18 protein-coding genes are annotated in these 17342 nt (G+C 70.7%); 9 read left to right on the top strand and 9 right to left on the bottom strand.

Annotation, left to right across the window (positions count from 1 at the left end):
• Together AB0H87_RS22925 and AB0H87_RS22920 are read right to left on the bottom strand one after the other, a co-directional pair.
• Positions 1-224 (bottom strand): NAD-dependent epimerase/dehydratase family protein (locus tag AB0H87_RS22925; protein WP_360148995.1); only part of this gene is annotated, 224 nt, incomplete at its 3' end.
• The gene (locus AB0H87_RS22920; RefSeq protein ID WP_360148992.1) at positions 202-960 is read right to left on the bottom strand and encodes an aquaporin; all 759 of its coding nucleotides are present in this window, start codon (positions 958-960) and stop codon (positions 202-204) included. The genes AB0H87_RS22925 and AB0H87_RS22920, both read right to left, overlap by 23 nt.
• Positions 961-1037: 77 nt before the next feature.
• On the opposite strand from AB0H87_RS22920, the gene AB0H87_RS22915 reads away from it, so the two are divergent.
• Together AB0H87_RS22915 and AB0H87_RS22910 are read left to right on the top strand one after the other, a co-directional pair.
• Complete coding sequence (locus AB0H87_RS22915; protein WP_360148989.1) at positions 1038-2468, top strand: PLP-dependent aminotransferase family protein; 1431 nt, start codon at positions 1038-1040, stop codon at positions 2466-2468.
• A 12-nt stretch (positions 2469-2480) separates the two neighbouring features.
• Positions 2481-3008, top strand: a complete 528-nt coding sequence (locus AB0H87_RS22910; protein WP_360148986.1) for a TIGR00730 family Rossman fold protein — start codon at positions 2481-2483, stop codon at positions 3006-3008.
• On the opposite strand, the gene AB0H87_RS22905 is transcribed toward AB0H87_RS22910, so the two are convergent.
• Positions 2991-4007: a dipeptide ABC transporter ATP-binding protein gene (locus AB0H87_RS22905; protein WP_360148983.1), complete on the bottom strand. Its 1017-nt coding sequence runs from the start codon at positions 4005-4007 to the stop codon at positions 2991-2993. The two genes, AB0H87_RS22910 and AB0H87_RS22905, sit on opposite strands and share 18 nt — an antisense overlap.
• Positions 3988-4998: an ABC transporter ATP-binding protein gene (locus AB0H87_RS22900; RefSeq protein ID WP_360148980.1), complete on the bottom strand. Its 1011-nt coding sequence runs from the start codon at positions 4996-4998 to the stop codon at positions 3988-3990. The genes AB0H87_RS22905 and AB0H87_RS22900 overlap by 20 nt, the downstream gene beginning before the upstream one ends.
• Before the next feature lie 192 nt (positions 4999-5190).
• On the opposite strand from AB0H87_RS22900, the gene AB0H87_RS22895 reads away from it, so the two are divergent.
• Genes AB0H87_RS22895 through AB0H87_RS22865 form a run of 7 tightly spaced genes read left to right on the top strand, consistent with a single transcriptional unit; the run spans position 5191 to position 12875 of the window.
• Positions 5191-6399 carry a membrane dipeptidase gene (locus AB0H87_RS22895; RefSeq protein ID WP_360148977.1) on the top strand — a complete coding sequence of 403 codons (1209 nt, stop codon included), beginning with the start codon at positions 5191-5193 and terminating at the stop codon, positions 6397-6399.
• Entirely contained in the window at positions 6400-7989 is a 1590-nt protein-coding gene (locus AB0H87_RS22890; RefSeq protein WP_360148974.1) for an ABC transporter substrate-binding protein, read from the top strand.
• 13 nt (positions 7990-8002) lie between these two features.
• Positions 8003-8968, top strand: a complete 966-nt coding sequence (locus tag AB0H87_RS22885) for an ABC transporter permease (protein WP_360148971.1) — start codon at positions 8003-8005, stop codon at positions 8966-8968.
• Positions 8965-9846 carry an ABC transporter permease gene (locus tag AB0H87_RS22880; protein WP_360148968.1) on the top strand — a complete coding sequence of 294 codons (882 nt, stop codon included), beginning with the start codon at positions 8965-8967 and terminating at the stop codon, positions 9844-9846. The genes AB0H87_RS22885 and AB0H87_RS22880 overlap by 4 nt, the downstream gene beginning before the upstream one ends.
• A 3-nt stretch (positions 9847-9849) precedes the next feature.
• A complete protein-coding gene (locus AB0H87_RS22875) occupies positions 9850-11028 on the top strand; it encodes a Xaa-Pro peptidase family protein (RefSeq protein ID WP_360148965.1) in 1179 nt (392 codons plus the stop codon).
• Positions 11029-11044: 16 nt separating this feature from the next.
• Positions 11045-11890, top strand: coding sequence for an alpha/beta hydrolase (locus AB0H87_RS22870; RefSeq protein ID WP_360148962.1), 846 nt, complete (start codon positions 11045-11047; stop codon positions 11888-11890).
• Positions 11880-12875, top strand: coding sequence for an Lrp/AsnC family transcriptional regulator (locus AB0H87_RS22865; RefSeq protein WP_360148959.1), 996 nt, complete (start codon positions 11880-11882; stop codon positions 12873-12875). Before AB0H87_RS22870 ends, AB0H87_RS22865 begins: the two co-directional genes overlap by 11 nt.
• Here the strand turns inward: AB0H87_RS22865 and AB0H87_RS22860 are convergent.
• From AB0H87_RS22860 to AB0H87_RS22840, 5 genes are all read right to left on the bottom strand, one after another.
• A complete protein-coding gene (locus AB0H87_RS22860; RefSeq protein WP_360148956.1) occupies positions 12872-13888 on the bottom strand; it encodes a DUF4034 domain-containing protein in 1017 nt (338 codons plus the stop codon). The genes AB0H87_RS22865 and AB0H87_RS22860 overlap by 4 nt on opposite strands.
• A 13-nt stretch (positions 13889-13901) precedes the next feature.
• Positions 13902-14384, bottom strand: coding sequence for a hypothetical protein (locus AB0H87_RS22855; RefSeq protein WP_360148953.1), 483 nt, complete (start codon positions 14382-14384; stop codon positions 13902-13904).
• Positions 14323-14724, bottom strand: coding sequence for a hypothetical protein (locus AB0H87_RS22850; RefSeq protein WP_360148950.1), 402 nt, complete (start codon positions 14722-14724; stop codon positions 14323-14325). Before AB0H87_RS22850 ends, AB0H87_RS22855 begins: the two co-directional genes overlap by 62 nt.
• A gap of 153 nt (positions 14725-14877) precedes the next feature.
• On the bottom strand, positions 14878-15570 hold the full coding sequence (locus AB0H87_RS22845) for a hypothetical protein (protein WP_360148947.1): 693 nt from the start codon (positions 15568-15570) through the stop codon (positions 14878-14880).
• Between the two features lie 80 nt (positions 15571-15650).
• On the bottom strand, positions 15651-17342 hold a 1692-nt coding region (locus tag AB0H87_RS22840), incomplete at its 5' end, for a multicopper oxidase family protein (RefSeq protein WP_360148944.1).

Raw genomic sequence — 17342 nt, 5'->3', positions numbered from 1 at the left:
GTGGCCACGCGGCGCAGCCGGTCCGTGGCCGCGCCGTCCGCACCGGCGAGGTCGGTGAGCTGGTGCAGCACCGCGTCCGCCGTGGTGTCCTGCAGCGCGGCGTGCAGGCCGGCGCGGTCGAGCACGTCCGCCACCACGGCCGACGCGCCCTGCCGGCGCACCCGGTCGGCTCCCGCGGGTGTGCGGGAGATGCCGGTGACCTCATGGCCGGCGGCCACCAGCATGGGCACGAGCAGTCGTCCAACGGCGCCAGTCGCGCCGGCTACCAAGATATTCATGACGGAACCTCCAGAGCACGGATCCCAGAGCCGCACCGAGTACGGGCGCGACCAGGTAGATCCACAGGTCGTTGGTCTCGCCGGACAGCACGGCGGGACCGAGCTGGCGGGCCGGGTTGATCGAGCCGCCGCTGAGCGGGCCGAGCACGGCGATCACGAGGCCGACGGCGAGTCCGATGGTGTACGGCACGAGCCGGGCGTGGCCGCGCTCGACCAGGACGCCCAGCACGACGAACAGGACGGCCATGCTGCCCGCTTCGGCGCTGAACACGGCCGCGGGCGTCCACGTGAGTGCGGGCTGGATCGCACCCAGGCCGAGGTGCGACGCCGGTTCCCGCCACACCAGCCAGGCCAGCCCCGTCCCGGCCACGGAGCCGGCGAGCTGGGCGACCGCGTAGGGCACGACGGCACGGCCGGGGAACATGCCCATCGCCCAGACGGCGATCGTCACCGCCGGGTTCAGGTGGCCCCCGCTGCGCCGCCCGAGCGGGCTGAGGATCAGGCCGGTGAGCAGGCTCCCGCTGATCGCGCCGATGACGGCCAGGGCAGCACCCAGGTCGGCGATGAAGAGCGGCGAGCCGTCGTCCCGGACCCACCGCACCACCGTCACCGCGACGAACAGCACCACGGTGGTGAGCGCGAACTCGACGCCGGCACGCGTACACAGGTCGGCACGATTCATCCGCTTTGAGACGGTTTGGTGGTTGATCACCTTGGCCACGCTACGCGCGGGGTGGCACCGGGGTATGGTCAACTTCTGTGGGGGAACCATGGGCCAATTCCGTGGCCGGAATCGGCACTGACCTGCATCTCGACCTGACCGGCCCGAGGCTGCGGGCCGGCCTCACCGACGCCCTGCGCGAGGCCGTGCGGACCGAGCGGCTCACGCCCGGCACCCGACTCCCGTCGTCCCGTTCGCTGGCCGTCGACCTCGGCATCGCGCGCAACACCGTGGCCAACGCGTACGCCGAGCTGATCGCCGAGGGTTGGCTGACCGCGCAGCAGGGCTCCGGCACGCGGGTCGCCCGGCGCACCAAGCCGCGCCGGGCCGCACCCGCCGCGCTGCGGCCCCGCACGCATCCCACCTACAGCCTGCTGACCGGCTCGCCGAACCTCGCGCAGTTCCCGCGCCGCGAGTGGCTCGCCGCCGCCCGCCGGGCGATCACCGGGGCACCGCACGAGGCGTTCGCGCTCGGCGAGGCCAACGGCCGGATCGAGCTGCGCACCGCCCTGGCGAACTACCTGGCGCGGGCCCGCGGCGTCTACACCGACCCGAGCCGGATCATCATCTGCTCGGGCTTCCACCACGCCCTGGCGCTGGTCGCCCAGGTGCTCAAGGACCGCCGGGTCAGGACGGTGGCCGTCGAGTCGTACGGCCTCGACATCTACCGCGAGCAGCTGAGCAACGCCGGCCTGCGGACACCGGCGCTGCAGGTCGACGAGCACGGCGCCCGCGTCGCGGACCTGAACCGCCTGCCCGGCGTCGGCGCCGCGCTGATCACGCCGGCGCACCAGTTCCCCACGGGCGTGGCGTTGCCGCCGGATCGCCGCGCGGCCGTGCTCGACTGGGCCCGCGCGACCGGCGGGCTGATCCTGGAGGACGACTACGACGGCGAGTTCCGCTACGACCGTTCACCGGTCGGCGCCCTGCAGAGCCTCGACCCGGAGCGGATCGTCTACTTCGGCACCGTGAGCAAGTCGCTGGCGCCGGGCCTGCGGCTGGCCTGGATGGTGCTGCCGGCCGCCCTCGTGCCCGACGTCGTGGCGGCGAAGGGTTACCTGGACTGGGTTTCCAGCTCGCTCGAGCAGCTGACGCTCGCGGAGTTCATCGCGTCCGGCGCGTACGACAAGCACGTGCGCGCGATGCGGCTGCGCTACCGGCGCCGCCGGGACCAGCTGGTCGCGGCCCTCGCGGAACGCGCGCCCGGCATCCGGGTGACGGGCCTGGCCGCCGGGCTCCAGGCGGTCGTCGAGCTGCCGCCCGGCACCGAGGAATCGGTCATCCGCGCGGCCGCCGCCCACGATCTGGAGGTGAGCGGGATCGCGGAGTTCCGCTACGGGTCCACGGACGGCCGGGACGCCCTGGTGATCAACTATTCGGCGCCGCTGGACACCGAGTGGGTCGGCGCGCTGGCTGCCCTGTGCGCCGTGCTGCCGCCGACAGCGGGAAACCCCGCCGGCGCCACGTAGTTCAATCCAGGTATGAACATCTGCGTCTTCCTGTCGGCGGCCGACCTCGACGAGCGCTACACCCGTCCGGCCCGTGCGTTCGGCGAGCTGCTCGGCAAGGCCGGCCACACCCTCGTCTGGGGCGGCTCGGACACCGGCCTGATGAAGGTGGTCGCCGACGGCGTCCAGGAGAACGGCGGCAGGCTCGTCGGCTCCTCGGTCGAGTTCCTGCGCCACCTGGCCCGCCCGGACGCCGACGAGATGGTGATCACCGCCGACCTCGCCGAGCGCAAGGCGGCGCTGCTCGCCCGCTCGGACGCTCTCGTGGTCATGCCCGGCGGCCTGGGCACGCTGGACGAGGTGACCGAGATCCTCGAGCTGCGCAAGCACGGCCTGCACGACAAGCCGGTCGTCCTGCTGAACACGGACGGCTTCTACGACGGCCTGATCACCCAGCTCCGCCGGATGGACGCCGAAGGCTTCCTCCCGGTCCCGCTGCCGACGCTGCTCCAGGTCGCCGACGACGCGCCGGAGCTGCTGGCCCTACTGGAGGCCCGCTAGCGGCGCCGCCTGGCGGACCTCTTCGGCGAAGTGGCAGGCGACCGCGCGTTCGCCCAGCAGGCGCAGCTCCGGCTTCGACTCGGTGCAGCGTGCCTGCTGAAAGCGGCACCGCGTGTGGAAACGGCAGCCGCTCGGTGGGTCGCTCGGGCTCGGCGGGTCGCCGGCGAGCATGATGCGGCTCGCCAGCCGGCGGCGGTTGCGGTCGACGACCGGCGAGGCTGACAACAACGCCTGGGTGTACGGGTGCGCCGGCTCGTCGTACACCGTGTCGGTGTCGCCGACCTCGGCCAGCCGCCCGAGGTACATGACGGCCGTGCGGTCCGCGACGTGCCGGACCACGGACAGGTCGTGCGCGATGAACAGCAGCGCGATGCCCATCCGCTGTTGGAGGTCGCGCAGCAGGTTGACGACCTGCGCCTGCACCGACATGTCGAGGGCCGAGACCGGCTCGTCGCAGACCAGCACCCGCGGTTCCAGGGCCAGCGCCCGGGCGATGCCGATGCGCTGGCGCTGCCCGCCGGAGAACTGGTGCGGGTAGCGGTGCATCAGCTCCGGCGCGAGGTTGACCAGGCCGAGCAGCTCGGCGACCTTGTCCCGCTTCGCCGCGGCGCCGGACACCCGGTTGTGCACCACCAGCGGCTCGCCGACGAGCTCCAGCACGGTCATCCGCGGGTCGAGCGAGGTGTACGGGTCCTGGAAGACCATCTGCACCTCGGCCCGCAGCAGCCGGCGGTCGCGGCCGCGGACCTTGGTGACGTCCTTGCCGTTGACCACGATGCTGCCCGAGTCCGGGCGTTCGAGGCCGACCAGCATCCGGGCCAGCGTCGACTTGCCACAGCCGGACTCGCCGACGATGCCGAGCGACTCGCCCGCCCGCAGCTGCAGGCTGACGCCGTCGACCGCGCTGACCCGCGCCCGGCGCAACCCGCCGCGGCCGGTGTGGAACGTCTTGTGCAGGTCCTGTGCGTCGAGCACCAGGTCACCGGGCGACGGCGGCATGGCGCACCTCCTCAGAGCGGTGGCAGGCGGCAGAACGAGCGTCGTCCAGCATCGCGAGGGGCGGCCGCGTCGTGCGGCACTCGTCGATGACGTACTCGCAGCGGGGGTGGAACGGGCAGCCGGCCGGCTGGTTGGCCGGGCTCGGCGGGCTGCCGGAGATCGCGTGCAGGCTGCTTTCGCGGCGGTCGGCGCGGGGCACGGACCGCAGGAGCGCCTCCGTGTACGGATGGGCGGGCTGACCGAGCAGGTCGTCGGCGCTGCCGGCCTCGACGACCCGGCCGGCGTACATGACCATGACCCGGTCCGCGACCTCGCTGACCACGCCGAGGTCGTGGGTGATCAGCAGGACGGCCATGTCGAGCTCGCGGCGCAGGCTGTCGAGCAGCTCGAGGATCTGCGCCTGGACGGTGACGTCCAGGGCCGTGGTGGGCTCGTCCGCGATGATCAGCTCGGGCCGCAGGGCGATCGCCATCGCGATCAGGATGCGCTGGCGCATGCCGCCCGAGAACTGGTGCGGATAGTCGGAGATCCGCCGGTCCGGTGCCGGGATGCCCACCTGGGCGAGCAGCTCGATCGCCGCGGCGCGGGCCTGCTTGCGTGACATGTCGCGGTGCTCGCGGAACAGCTCGCCGAGCTGGTCGCCGATGGACAGCACCGGGTTGAGCGCGGACAGCGCGTCCTGGAACACCATGGCCATCCGGGTGCCGCGCAGCTTGCGGTGCTGCTGCTCGGAGAGGGTGCGCAGGTCCGTGTCGCCGAGCCGCAGGGTGTCGGCGGTGACGGTCGCGTTGCGGTCGGAGAGGCCCATCATCGCCCGGGCGGCCGCCGACTTGCCGGAACCGGACTCGCCGAGGAGCGCGACCAGCTCGCCGCGGGCGACGTCGAGGTCGACGTCGACGACCGCCGGGACCGGACCGCGCCGGGTCGCGAACGTGACCGTGAGGCCACGTACCTCCAGCGCTCGTGACGTGGAGTCAGCCGATGCATGCATTGCGTGTTCTCCCCAGCAACGAATCGGGCGTTCTTGCCCGTACTTCGCCGTACCGGCGCCCATGACGCCCGTTCTTCTTTTGCATCTTGACTACAGCGCCGGATTTTTGCAACCCTCCCATGCATCGCCGCGCATGCCAGGCCCGACCGGGGCGCCCGGCGACGAAATCTGCGAAACAGAAGGAGGGCTTCGATGCTGGAAAGCGCGAAGCGTTACACCGGCTACACGGCGTACGACTACCTCGAGCCGGGCAAGGACTTCAAGGTCTTCGAGTACGCCGAGCAGATCAGCCGGGTGCCGGCATACGCGGGGCTCGCGCTCTCCGACAGCCAGCGCGAGCGGGTCGTCAAGCTGCTCACCGACGAGATCGTCATCTCGCTGCACGACCACGTGCAGGTCTTCCCGCAGGACATGGGCCAGCTGCGCGAGCACATCCGGCAGGGCCGCGAACCCACCGGCTACAAGGGCCTGGCCCGTTCCGGCATGACCGCGGTCTTCGACAACGGCATGGACGGCACCTGCTGCATCTCCAGCGACGCCGGCTGGAAGTACCAAGACGTGCTCTTCGACCTCGGCGTGCGGATGGCCGACATCGCGCACCAGGACTACGTCATCAAGGGCGAGACGCTCAAGGACATCTACTACGCACACGAGACCGGCCGGATGGCGCACGTCTTCGCGCTGGAGGCGGCGACCCCGATCGAGAACGAGGTCGACCGGCTCGACGTCCTCTACGGCTTCGGCGTGCGCCAGATCGGCATCGCCTACTCCGAGGCCAACTACCTCGGCAGCGGGCTCAAGGAGCGCGGCGACGGCGGGCTCACGTACTTCGGCGAGAAGGCCGTCGAGCGGATGAACAAGCTCGGCTTCGCCATCGACATCTCGCACTCCGGCGACCGCACCGCGCTCGAGGTCGTCCAGCACTCGACGAAGCCGGTGTTCATCACCCACTGCGGCTCGCGCGAGGTCTGGCCGACCAACCGCATGAAGCCGGACGCCGTCATCAAGGCGTGCGCCGAACGCGGCGGCGTCCTCGGCCTCGAGGCGGCGCCCCACACGACCCTGTCGGCCGCCCACCCGCGGCACAGTCTCGATTCGGTGATGGACCACTTCACGCACTGCGTGGACCTGATCGGCATCGACCACGTCACATTCGGCCCGGACACCCTGTTCGGTGACCACGTCGGCCTGCACAAGGCCTTCGCGAGCAACCTGTCCACAAAGGAAGCCCACGGTCGCGTGGAGTTCCCCGAGGTGGAGTACGTCGACGGCCTGGAGAACCCGGCCGAGTGTTTCTACAACATCATCGGATGGCTGGTGAGCCACGACTACTCCGACGACGAGATTCGCAAGGTGGTCGGCGGCAACACCATCCGCGTCCTGGAGGAGGTCTGGGTCTAGATGCGCCTACGTCACCCCCTGATCGCGGTCGCCGCTCTCGCGGCGGTCGCGGCATTGGGCGCGTGCAGCCCGAGCGCGCCCGATAACAACAATGCCGGCGGGGCGAGCGACGCCACGCTCACCATCGCGACGACCACCGACGTGGTCAACTTCAACCCCCTGATCGGCAACAGTCGCACCGACAACTGGATCACCAGCCTGATGTACCCCCGGCTGCTGTCGATCTCGGCGGACGGCAACAAGTCCCCCCTGCTCGCCAAGGACTACGGGTTCACCAACCCGACGACGGCGTTCTGGAACCTGCGGGACGACATGAAGTGGAGTGACGGCAAGCCGGTCACCGCGGACGACGTCGCGTTCACCATCAACTCGATCCTGCGCGACAAGCCCGCCGGCAACACGACGTACGGTCAGCTGGTCAATGTGGACTCGGCCTCCGCGCCGTCGCCGACCCGGGTCGAGCTCAAGCTCAAGAAGGCCGACTCGACGGTGGTGACCGAGGTCGGCTTCTGGATGAACGTCGTCCCGAAGCACGTCTTCGAGCCGTCCGGCAACGTGGCGAAGTTCGCCAACGACAAGGACTGGGTCAGCGCCGGCCCGTTCAAGCTCACCAACGTCGCCAAGGGACAGAGCTACACGCTGGAGCGGGTGACCCCTTACCCGTTCGCGCCGAACAACACGCCGGTGGTCAGCAAGATCGTCTACCGCGTGTACCCGGACATCAACACCGAGATCCTGGCGCTGAAGAACGGTGAGGTCGACCTCATCGCCAACGCGCTGCCGCCGGCGCAGGTCAAGAACCTGCAGGGCACGCCCGGGATCAAGGTCCAGGAGATCCCGGGCCTCGGTTACGCGCACATGACGTACAACATGAAGCACCCGGCGCTCAAGGACCTGAAGGTCCGGCAGGCGCTGGCGCACGCGGTCAACTACGAGGCGATCCGCTCGGTCGTGCTCCAAGGGCAGGGTGTCACGACCGGGTCGAGCCCGATCCCGCCGGTGCTCAAGGACTTCGCGGACCCCTCGAGCCAGGAGTACGAGTTCGACGTCGAGAAGTCGAAGCAGCTGCTCACCGAGGCCGGCTACGGTCCGGGCAAGCCGCTGACGCTGACGATGATCTACTCGCTCCAGGACGCGGTGACCTCGCAGTGGGCCAACCTCGTCAAGGACGACGCGGCCAAGGCCGGCATCACGATCAACCTGCAGGGCATGGACCGCAACACCTACCTCGCCAAGACCGACGCGGGTGAGTACGACATCTACGCCGGCAACTTCGCGATCATGGACGACCCGACGACCAACATGGCGTTGACCTACCTCCCCGGTGGGGCGATCAACTACACGCTGGTCGACGACCCGGCGCTCAACTCGCTGATCGAGCAGGCGCAGGGCACGACCGACAAGGCCGCGCAGAAGCAGTTCGTCCAGCAGGCGGCCAAGATGGTCCGCGACAACGTCTACGACAACGTCATGTACATGCAGAACCTCTACGTCGCGCACAGCGACAAGTGGAGCGGCTTCGTCGTCAAGCCCAGCGAGCTGCTGTCCGTCGTGGACCCGCAGTCGCTGGCGAACGCGAAGAAGAGCTGACGGAGAACTGACGATGACCCAGGTTGTCCGATTCACGGCGCGCCGGATCGGCCGGGCACTGCTGACCGTCTGGTTCGCGGTCACGGTGACCTTCCTGCTCCTCCGGCTCCTGCCGGGCGACCCCGCACTCGCGGTGGCCAGCCCGAACATGACGCCGGCGGCGCGGGCGGAGCTGTTGAGCCAGTACGGTCTCGACGAGCCGCTGCTCGTGCAGTACGGCAAGTACCTCTGGCAGCTCGTGCACGGCAACCTGGGCATCTCGTTCGCCCGGCAGGTCCCGGTCAGCGAGGTCCTCATGGAGCGCCTGCCCTGGACCCTGCTGCTCACCTTCTCCTCTCTCCTGCTCACGGTCGCGGTCGGCATCCCGCTCGGGGTGCTGGCCGCGACCCGGCCCCGCGGCTTCCTCGACCGGTTCACCCAGGTCGGCGGCGTCATCGGGCAGTCCCTGTTCGTGCCGAGCGTCGGCATCTTCCTGCTGTTCTTCCTCGGCCTGAAGCTCCACCTGCTGCCGATCGGCGGCTCCTACTCCCCCGGCGTGTACGGCGCGGCGTGGTACCTCGACGTCGCCAAGCACCTCGTCCTGCCGTGCGTCAGCCTCATGCTGGTCCAGCTCGGCTCGTACGTACTGACGTTGCGCTCCACGCTCATCGACGCGCTCGGCGAGGACTACTGCGTCCTGGCCCGGGCGAAAGGCATGCCCAACCGCAAGGTGGTCTGGAAGCACGCGCTGCGCAACGCGCTGCTCCCGACGACCACGCTGGTCGGCCTGCAGCTGGGCTATCTCGTCGGCGGTGCGGTGCTGACCGAGACCGTCTTCGCCTATCCCGGCATCGGGCGCGGCATCTACGAGGCGGTCACCCAGCTCGACTTCCCCGTGCTGCAGGGCGCGTTCGTGCTGCTCGCACTGACCGTCGTGATCGCCAACATGCTGACCGACCTGACGTACGGCGTGCTCGACCCGAGAGTGAGGACGGCATGACCACGACCGTTGCCGGCCTGGACAGTGTCACCAACGACCAGGTCACCGCGGCCCGGGCGACCTGGACGGCGTTCCGCCGCAACCCGCTCGGCATGGTCTCCGTCGGCATCCTCGTGCTGCTGGTGATCGTCGCCATCTGCGCCCCGCTGATCGCCGAATATCCCACGGGGTACGGCGACGCGGTGCTGCAGGGCCCGTCGGGCGCGCACTGGTTCGGCACAGACAACCTCGGGCGCGACATCTTCGCCGAGGTCGTCTGGGGCGCGCGGCTCAGCATCGTGATCGCCGCGCTCTCCTCGGCCCTCGCGATCGCCATCGGGGTCGTGGTCGCCGTGCTGGGCGCCTACTTCCCCAAGGCCGACGCGGTCATCGGCACGATCGTCGACCTGTGCCTGTCGCTGCCCGTGCTCCCGCTGATGATCCTCGTCGCGGCGCTCGCCGGTCCCAGCCTGGTCACGCTCGTCCTGGTCATCGCCTTCTTCTCCTGGCCCGAGGTGACCCGGGTCGTCCGGTCGCAGGCGCTCTCGGTGGTTCGGCTGCCCTACATGGACGCGGCCAAGCTGACCGGCGGCTCCTCGTTCTGGATCATCCGCAAGCACCTGCTGCCCGCGGTCGCGCCGGTGATCGTCGTCTCGGTCGTGCTCACCGCGTCGCGGGCCGTGCTCTCCGCCGCCGGCCTGGCCTTCCTCGGCCTCGGCGACCCGACGAGCTGGTCCTGGGGCCGGATCCTCTACGAGGCCCAGCAGTCCGGCGCCATGCAGAGCGCCTGGTGGACCACGTTGTTCCCGTCGCTGGCGATGCTCTTCCTCGTCGTCTCGGCCACCCTCATCTCCATCGCGTACAACGACGCGCGCAACCCGCGCGCCCGGGAGGACTAGTCCATGCTGGACACCCAACGGCTGCCGGCCACCTTCTACGCGGCTCTGCAACAGGACATCCGCGCCGCGCTCGCGGCCGAAGGTCTCGACGCGGTCGTCGCCGACCACCACGACGACGTCGCCTACCTGACCGGGTTCTTCCACCACCCCAACGAGCGGCCGGCGGTCGTGTTCGTCCCGCAGGACGGGCCGACGTTGCTGCTCGTGCCGGAGCTGGAACGGGAGTACGCGCTGGCTCAGCACGCGACGGCCGAACTGGTGGCGTATCCGGAGTTTCCCGGGCTGCGGTCCCCGATCAGCTACCTGGGCTCGGCGGCGCCGTCGTTCCGTGGGCGGATCGGTCACTCCGGCGGCCTGAGCGTCGAGCGGCTCGACCAGATCCGCGCCGCCTTCCCGGACGCGGAACTCGTCCGGTCCGAGGTGGTCATGCACGCGCGCTACGTCAAGCGGCCCGAGGAGGTCGCGCTGCACGCCGAGGCGGCCCGGATCACCGACCTCATGCTCGTGGCCGGCCGCGCCCTCGTCGAAGAGGCCGTCGCGGCGGGCGGGGAGCTGCCCAGCGAGGCCGAGATCGCCGCGCACATCGGCACGGTCGGCACGTCCACGATGTACGCCGACCACGCCGAGGTGGTCGTGGTCTCGTTCCTCGCGGGCGGGCTGGTCTATTCGGGCGCCAACAGTGCCCGCCCGCACGCCCTGCCGTCGGGCCACCGGTTGCAGCCGGGCGAGACGTTCATGCTCTCTCTCGGCTGCGCGGTCGGCGGCCGGTTCGTCGAGGGCGAGCGCACGTTCATCCTCGGTGAACCGAGCGCCGACCAGCGCCGCTACTACGAGGCGGTGCGGGAGGCGCAAGCGGTCGGCGGCGCCGCGCTCAAGCCCGGCCTGGCGTGCTCCGAGGCCAACCGGATCTGCCTCGACGTCATCCGCGACGCCGGGCTCGCCCAGTTCCTGCGCCACCGGCAGGGGCACGGCATCGGCGTCGGCATGCACGAGGCGCCGTGGCTCTCCGACGGGGACGACACCCCGCTCGCCGCCGGCATGGTCGTCTCGAACGAGCCGGGCATCTACATCCCCGGGCACGCCGGCTACCGCATCTCCGACTCGATGCTGATCACCGAGGCCGGCGCGCGCCCCTTCACCGCGTACCCCCGTGGTCTCGACGACATCGTCATCTCGCTCTGATCTGGAAGGAAAAACCGTGCGGCTGAAAATCAACGACAACGAGCTCGAGGTCGAGGTCTTCGGCGCGGACGACGCCCCGGTGCTGATCGCGCACCACGGCGCGCCCGGCCTCGGCTCCCGCGCCGAGCCACGCGCCACGTTCGCGCCGTTCGCCGACACGTTCCGGGTCATCGTCTTCGACGCGCGCGGTTCGGGCGTCAGCGAGGGCAACCCGCCGTTCAGCCACGAGCAGTGGGTGGCCGATGTGGACGGGCTGCGGCAATGGGCCGGCGTCGAGAGCTTCGTGATGGCCGGCGGCTCCTACGGCGGTTTCATCTCGATGGAGTACGCGATCCGCCACCCCGACCGGGTGAAGGCGCTGGTGCTGCGCGACACCTCGGCCGATCACGAGAACGACAAGGCCGCCCGGACCAACGCGCTCTCCTCGGACCGGGTCGACATCGACGTCGCGAAGTTCGACCGGATCAACGACGGCACGGTGTTCGACGACGACGACCTGCGCGACTGCTGGCGCGAGATCCTGCCGCTGTACGACCACGTCTACGACCCCGCCAAGGTCATCGAGAAGGTCGAGGCGACGCCCTACCGCTATCAGACGCACAACTACGCCTTCTCCGTTAACATCCCCAACTACGACATCAAGGATCAGCTCCACAAGATCACTTGTCCGACGCTCGTGACCGTCGGCCGGGACGACTGGATCACCCCGGTGGCGAGCAGCGAAGTCATCGCATCGATGATCCCCAACGCTAGGCTGGTCGTGTTCGAGAAGTCCGGACACTCCCCACAGGTCGAGGAGGCTGAGCTGTGGCGGCACACCGTCCGGGAGTTCCTGCACGAGGTCGGTGCGGATGACCGCTAGCGGCCACCTGGACGACCTCGACCGCAGGATCGTCGCCGCGCTGCAGAGCGACGGCCGAGCCAGCTGGACGGAGATCGCGGAGCTGTCCGGCAGCTCCGTGGCCACCGTCGCGCGGCGCGGCCAGTCGCTGCTGCGCGACGGCGTCGTGCGCGTCGCCGCCGTGCCCCGCAACAACCACCCGGGGCCGGCGGACCTGTTCGTCCTGCGCATCACCTGCGCGCCCGGCACCCAGCTCGAGGTCCTCTCCGAGCTGGTCAAATATCGTGACCTGCGCTTCCTCGGTCTGGTGACCGGCCCGTACGACATCCTCGCCGAGCTCAGCCTGCGCCGCGAGGACTCGCTGCTGGCCCGCATCGTCGAGGAGATCCTGGAGATCGACGGCGTCCAGCGCTGCGACACGGACCTGACGCTGCACGTCTACAAGGTCGCCAGCGACTGGGCGCGGCAGCTGCTCACCGACCAGCCGCCGGACACCGTCACCGAGGCGCACCAGTGCGACCCCGGCCACCTCGACGACGTCGACCACCAGATCGTCGACCTGATGCGCGAGGACGGCCGGGCCAGCTTCCGCACGGTCGCGACGGCGGTCGGCCTCAACGAGAGCACGGTCCGGCGGCGCTTCGAGACGCTGCTCGGCCGCGGCTGCCTGCAGGTGACCACGCTGGTGCCGGCGGCTGCGATGGGCTTCGAGTCCGAAGTGGTCCTCAACATCACGGTCGCGCCGCCGTTCCTCGAGTCGGTCGCGCGTACGCTGTCGGGCTATCGCGGTGTGCGCTACGTCGCCGCTTTGCTCAGCCAGAACGCGCTGATGTGCGAGCTCATCCTGCCGACGACCGAGGACCTGTTCGCGTTCACCACCAACACGCTCGGACGCCTCGAAGGTGTCCAGGGCTGGACGGCCAGCGTGGTCCTGCTCGTCCTGCGACGCGGCTTCGTCGAGACGCCGTGGTGGCGCGACAGCCTGTCGTCGTCGCGGGGCTCCTAGGGCTGCTGGTACGCGGCCGCGTGGGCCTTCGCGAACGCGTCGACCGCGGACTTCTCGCCCGCCCAGCCCCACGGCAGTCCGGCGACGTACGGCCCGATCGCGGCGAGCACCGCCTTGTTGTCGGCGTGCCGCTGTGCCTGGTAGAGCGCGTACGACAGGTAGTTGAGGTGCAGGTACCAGCCGTCGCGTCTGGTCGGCCGGGCGAACCACCGGTGCAGGGCGGCGTCGATCTCCGCCTGCACGGTGGGATTGCGCCGCCAGTAGCGCCGCACGAGCACCGAGCTGAGCACCGACTTCTGCGCCGTCGTGCGGTACGACGCCCACTCGGCGCCCGCCATCAGCGGCAGCACCAGCAGCGGCGAGCCGTCGGGCGCGGCTGCCGCGGCGTCGCGCGCGAACGCGAACATCTTCTGGTGGGAGCCGTGCCACTTACGGCACAGGTACATGAGCTTCAGCCGGTGCCCCTCGACGTGCCCCGGATCCCGCGCGACCAACTCGGCCCAGCAGCGCTCCAGGTGGTCGTGCTTGGCGTTCTGCGCGGTCGCGAGCAGCACCCGGTGGGCCCAGGGCAGCGGGTCGGCCGGAGCCAGCTGGACGGCCCGCTCGTAGACCGGCGCGGCCAACCCGAGCAGACGGTGGAACTCGGTGAACTGCTGCTTGCTGACCGAGGACGCCCAGCCGCTGCCGCGCACCTCCCAGGCCCGCACGATCAGCGACCGGCCGCGGACCAGGAGGGCGTCGGTGTTGTCGGGCTCGGCGCGGGCCCAGGCGTCGACCCAGGTCGCGTCCTCGACCGGCTGGCCCGGTGCGCTGGGCCCGAGCGCCGACTCGGCGAGCACCCACACGTAGCGCGACCGCCGGTCCTCGTCGCCCGCGGCGCCGGCCAGCAGGTCGCGGGCCATCCGCCAGTCGCCACCGTAGGCAAGCGCGTCGTGCGCCTTGCGCAGCGCAGGGTCGTCCTGCGCGGGATGCGGATCGACCGGGACGTGCGGCAGACGCTCGGATGTGGCCACGGCCGGGACCCTATCAATGGATCTTGCTCCCGGTGGCCCGCCGCTGTCCCCGGCGCCACAGCAGGACGGCGACGCCCAGGAGCGCGGCGCCGGTGACGATGGTCGGCCACGGGAGGCCGCCGCGTCGCGGACGATCGGCGTCGCGGACGGTCACCTCGGACAGCAGGCCGGTCGCGAGGTGCAGGTCGAAGACCCGGCAGGGCTGGGTGTGCAGCTCGCAGGTGCGACCGGTGTCGAAGCGGGACAGCGTCCGCCGGGTCGTGGTGTGTTGTTCTTCCAGCGCCAGGTGACCCGCGCCGTCGACGGTCGCGACGTCGCCCGCCTGCCACAGGAACATCCCGTGGCCGGCGAACCCGCCGGACGGGCCGTCCGCGGTCCAGGGCACGGCGGCGAGGAAGCGGCCGTCCGGCGACCAGCCGACCTCAGCGGCCAGCTCACGCCCGGCGGCGATGTCGACGCCGCCGTACTCCCGGCCGTCGAGACCCGACCGTACCACCGAGCGGGAGCTGTCTTTCTTCTCCGGTGCCGAGGTCGACCAGGACCAGTTCGTCGGTGGCGCCGCGGTCGTCGCCGAGGAGCACCTGGGTGCCGTCGGGCGCGAGCAGTGTGGAGGGCCGGTCACGCTCCTGCATGGCGTCGACGCGACGGTACGTGTCACCGTCGGCGCCGACCACCAGCGGCTGGAACATGTTGAACATCTCGCCGTTGCCGTAGCCGTAGAGCGCGATCGCCCGACCCAGCGGGGCGTCCGTGACAGTGCTGGTGAACATCGAGTAGCCGGCGAACCGGTCGGGCAGGCTGAGCCCCGGCCGCCGGGCCGGCCGCCTGAAAGGCACGCGAAACCCCGAACGCGACGACGCCGGCGAGGAGCAGCACTGCCGATACGGCTGTGTCCGTCCGGTCCGCTCCGGGTCCACCCGTGCCGCGAGTCCCGCCTTGCCGGACGCGCGCGGGTGCGGCCGTCTGCCGCCCGCGGCGCATCAGGGCGTTCAGCCCTGCGCCAGCGACAGTCCATCGGATTCACTTCGATAGGCGTCGTGTGCCGGGCTTCGAAACCGGCCGCCGGCGCGGGCGAGGAGGACGTGGCCCAGTGCGAACGGGGCCGCCCCCGCGATCTCGACGATCGACGTGATCGTCGAATGTGGGCCGAAGCCGAACAGCGACACCGTGCCGCCCAGGGCGTACACGACGCCGCCGAACCCGAGGAGGAGGCCTGTCCAGCGCTGGCCGTGCCGGGCGAGGAGTGCGGCGATCAGCACGTATCCCAGCGGGAACAGGATGTTCGCGGCCAGCACGATGGTGCCGCCCTCGAAGTCGACGTCCGCGGAGGTGTGCACGCGTTCCGGGGCGTACATCGCGGTCGCGGGGTTGTGGCTGCCGTCGTAGACGATGAGGCCGAACCACAACATCGTGCCGACCAGCGCCGTGAGGATCGCGGCGAGGCCGCCCGAGCTGAGCCGGCGGGCGGCCGACGCGAGGACGCCGGCCAGGCCCACCGTCAGGATCAGCAGGCTGATGGCCTCCATCGTGTGCGTGAAGATGTACCAACTGGCGTTCGCGGCGATGTCATGCCCGTCGCGGGCCGGGTGCGCGATGACGGTGAGCAGGAACAGCGGGCCGCCGACGAACCCGGCCAGCCTCGTCACCGAACGGACAAACGTGGGCTCCGTGACGAGGTTCATCAAGGCCTCCATAACCTGAACACTGGTGTACGAGTTTGGACCGTACCATAACCCGTACACCATTGTTCAAGTTGCGTGGCTCACGAATACATCAGGTGCAGCATCATCCCGGCGTCGGCGTGTGGCAGGTTGTGGCAGTGGTTGGCCCACACTCCCGGATTGTCGGCCACGAACGCGACCTCCCAGACCTCGCCGGGTCGCACGTCGAACGAGTCGAGCCACAGTGGACTGCCGGTCGCCGGCTTGCCGTCGCGGGAAAGCACCAGCACGTGATGGCCGTGCAGATGCCACGGGTGTACGACGAAGGACCGGTTCACGATCGTGAACTTGACGATGTCGCCGAGGTCGACGACGTCGGACGGGATGTCGGGGTCCGCGGCGCCGTTGACGGTGTGTGCGTAGCGCGGCAGGAGCCCGCGCAGGTCGAGACCGCGGTCGAGGACGAGGGTGAACCGCTTGTCGAATCGCGACCACGGCACCGGTTCCGCCGTGCCGTAGGTGAGCGGGTCCAGCACCGGCCACGCCCCGGTCCGCGCCGACACCGGCCCGGTCGAGTAGACCAGCCGCCCGTCGACGAACAGCCCGACCGGCGTTGGCGGGGCGGTGAACACGAGGTCGTAGCGGCCCCCGGCCGGAATCGCGATCGCTGCGTCCACAAGCGACGTCGGTCCGGTCAGGTCGGCGCCGTCGATCGCGGCCACCTTGAAGGGCGTGCCGGCCAACGCGTACCGGTGCGTGGAGCTGTCGGTGTTGAGCAACCGGAGCCGCATCGGCGTCCCTGGCGACGCCGGCTCGACCCGGGGTGTGGGCAGCGGAATGCCGGAGAGGGTGTGCACCGGCACCGTGACGTCGACGCCGGTCACGGGGGCCGGACGCACCACCAGCACACCGTAGAGGCCCATGCGTACGCCTTGGTCGGAGACTGAATGCGTGTGATACCAGTAGGTTCCGGCCTGGTCGGCGCGGAACCGGTAGACGAACTCCTGCCCGGGCAGCACCGCGGCCTGGGTCACGTCCGGCACGCCGTCCTGGCTGTTGGGCACGTCGTAGCCGTGCCAGTGCAGCGTCACGCCGCGCCCGATGTCGTGGTTGCGCAGCGTCACTTCGAGCACGTCGCCGACGGTGGCGGCCAGCTCCGGCCCGGGAACCTGGCCGTTGAAGGCCCACGCGGCGACGTCCCGGCCGGCCACGGTGACCGTGGTGGTCGCGGCGGTCAGCGTGATCCGCCTGGTCGGCTCACCGACGGCCGGCGCGGCCGGATATCCATGGCTGTGCGGCACGCCGGAGACCGGTGCCGTGGCCAGCCCCGTGCCGACCACCAGCGCCACCGCCGCGACCAGCACGGTCCCGCGGGCCACCAGGCGGGACGGGCGCCGGCCGAGGACGCGCCACGAGACCGCGGTCGCGGCGGCGCATCCGGCGATCGCGAGCAGTCCCGCCGCCGGCGACGCCGGATAGCCGTGCAGCAGCGTCACCAGGAGGGCGCCGGCCTGGGCGTACCCGGCGAAGAGCAGCCGGACCGCGACGGAGCGGATGTCGCGTCGGGGCCGCACCAGCGGCGGTGCCGCCACGGCCAGCGCGGCCAACGAAAGCGGAGCGGCGATGACGACCTTCTCCGCCGCGAACCACCAGCCGGCGAGCGCGAGCGCGGTGATCGTGCCGGCCCGGGCGAGCGTGGCAAGCACCGCGACCGCGGCCGCTCGCTCCCGGAGTACCGGGAGGTCCGCGGCGGGCTCGGGATGCTCGACACGATCCGCCGCCCCGACCTGGTC

Source organism: Asanoa sp. NPDC050611, from assembly GCF_040654855.1.
Taxonomy (GTDB): domain Bacteria; phylum Actinomycetota; class Actinomycetes; order Mycobacteriales; family Micromonosporaceae; genus Asanoa.
The sequence above is the reverse complement of the archived record's forward strand: the minus strand, read 5'-3'. Positions and strand labels throughout refer to the sequence as shown.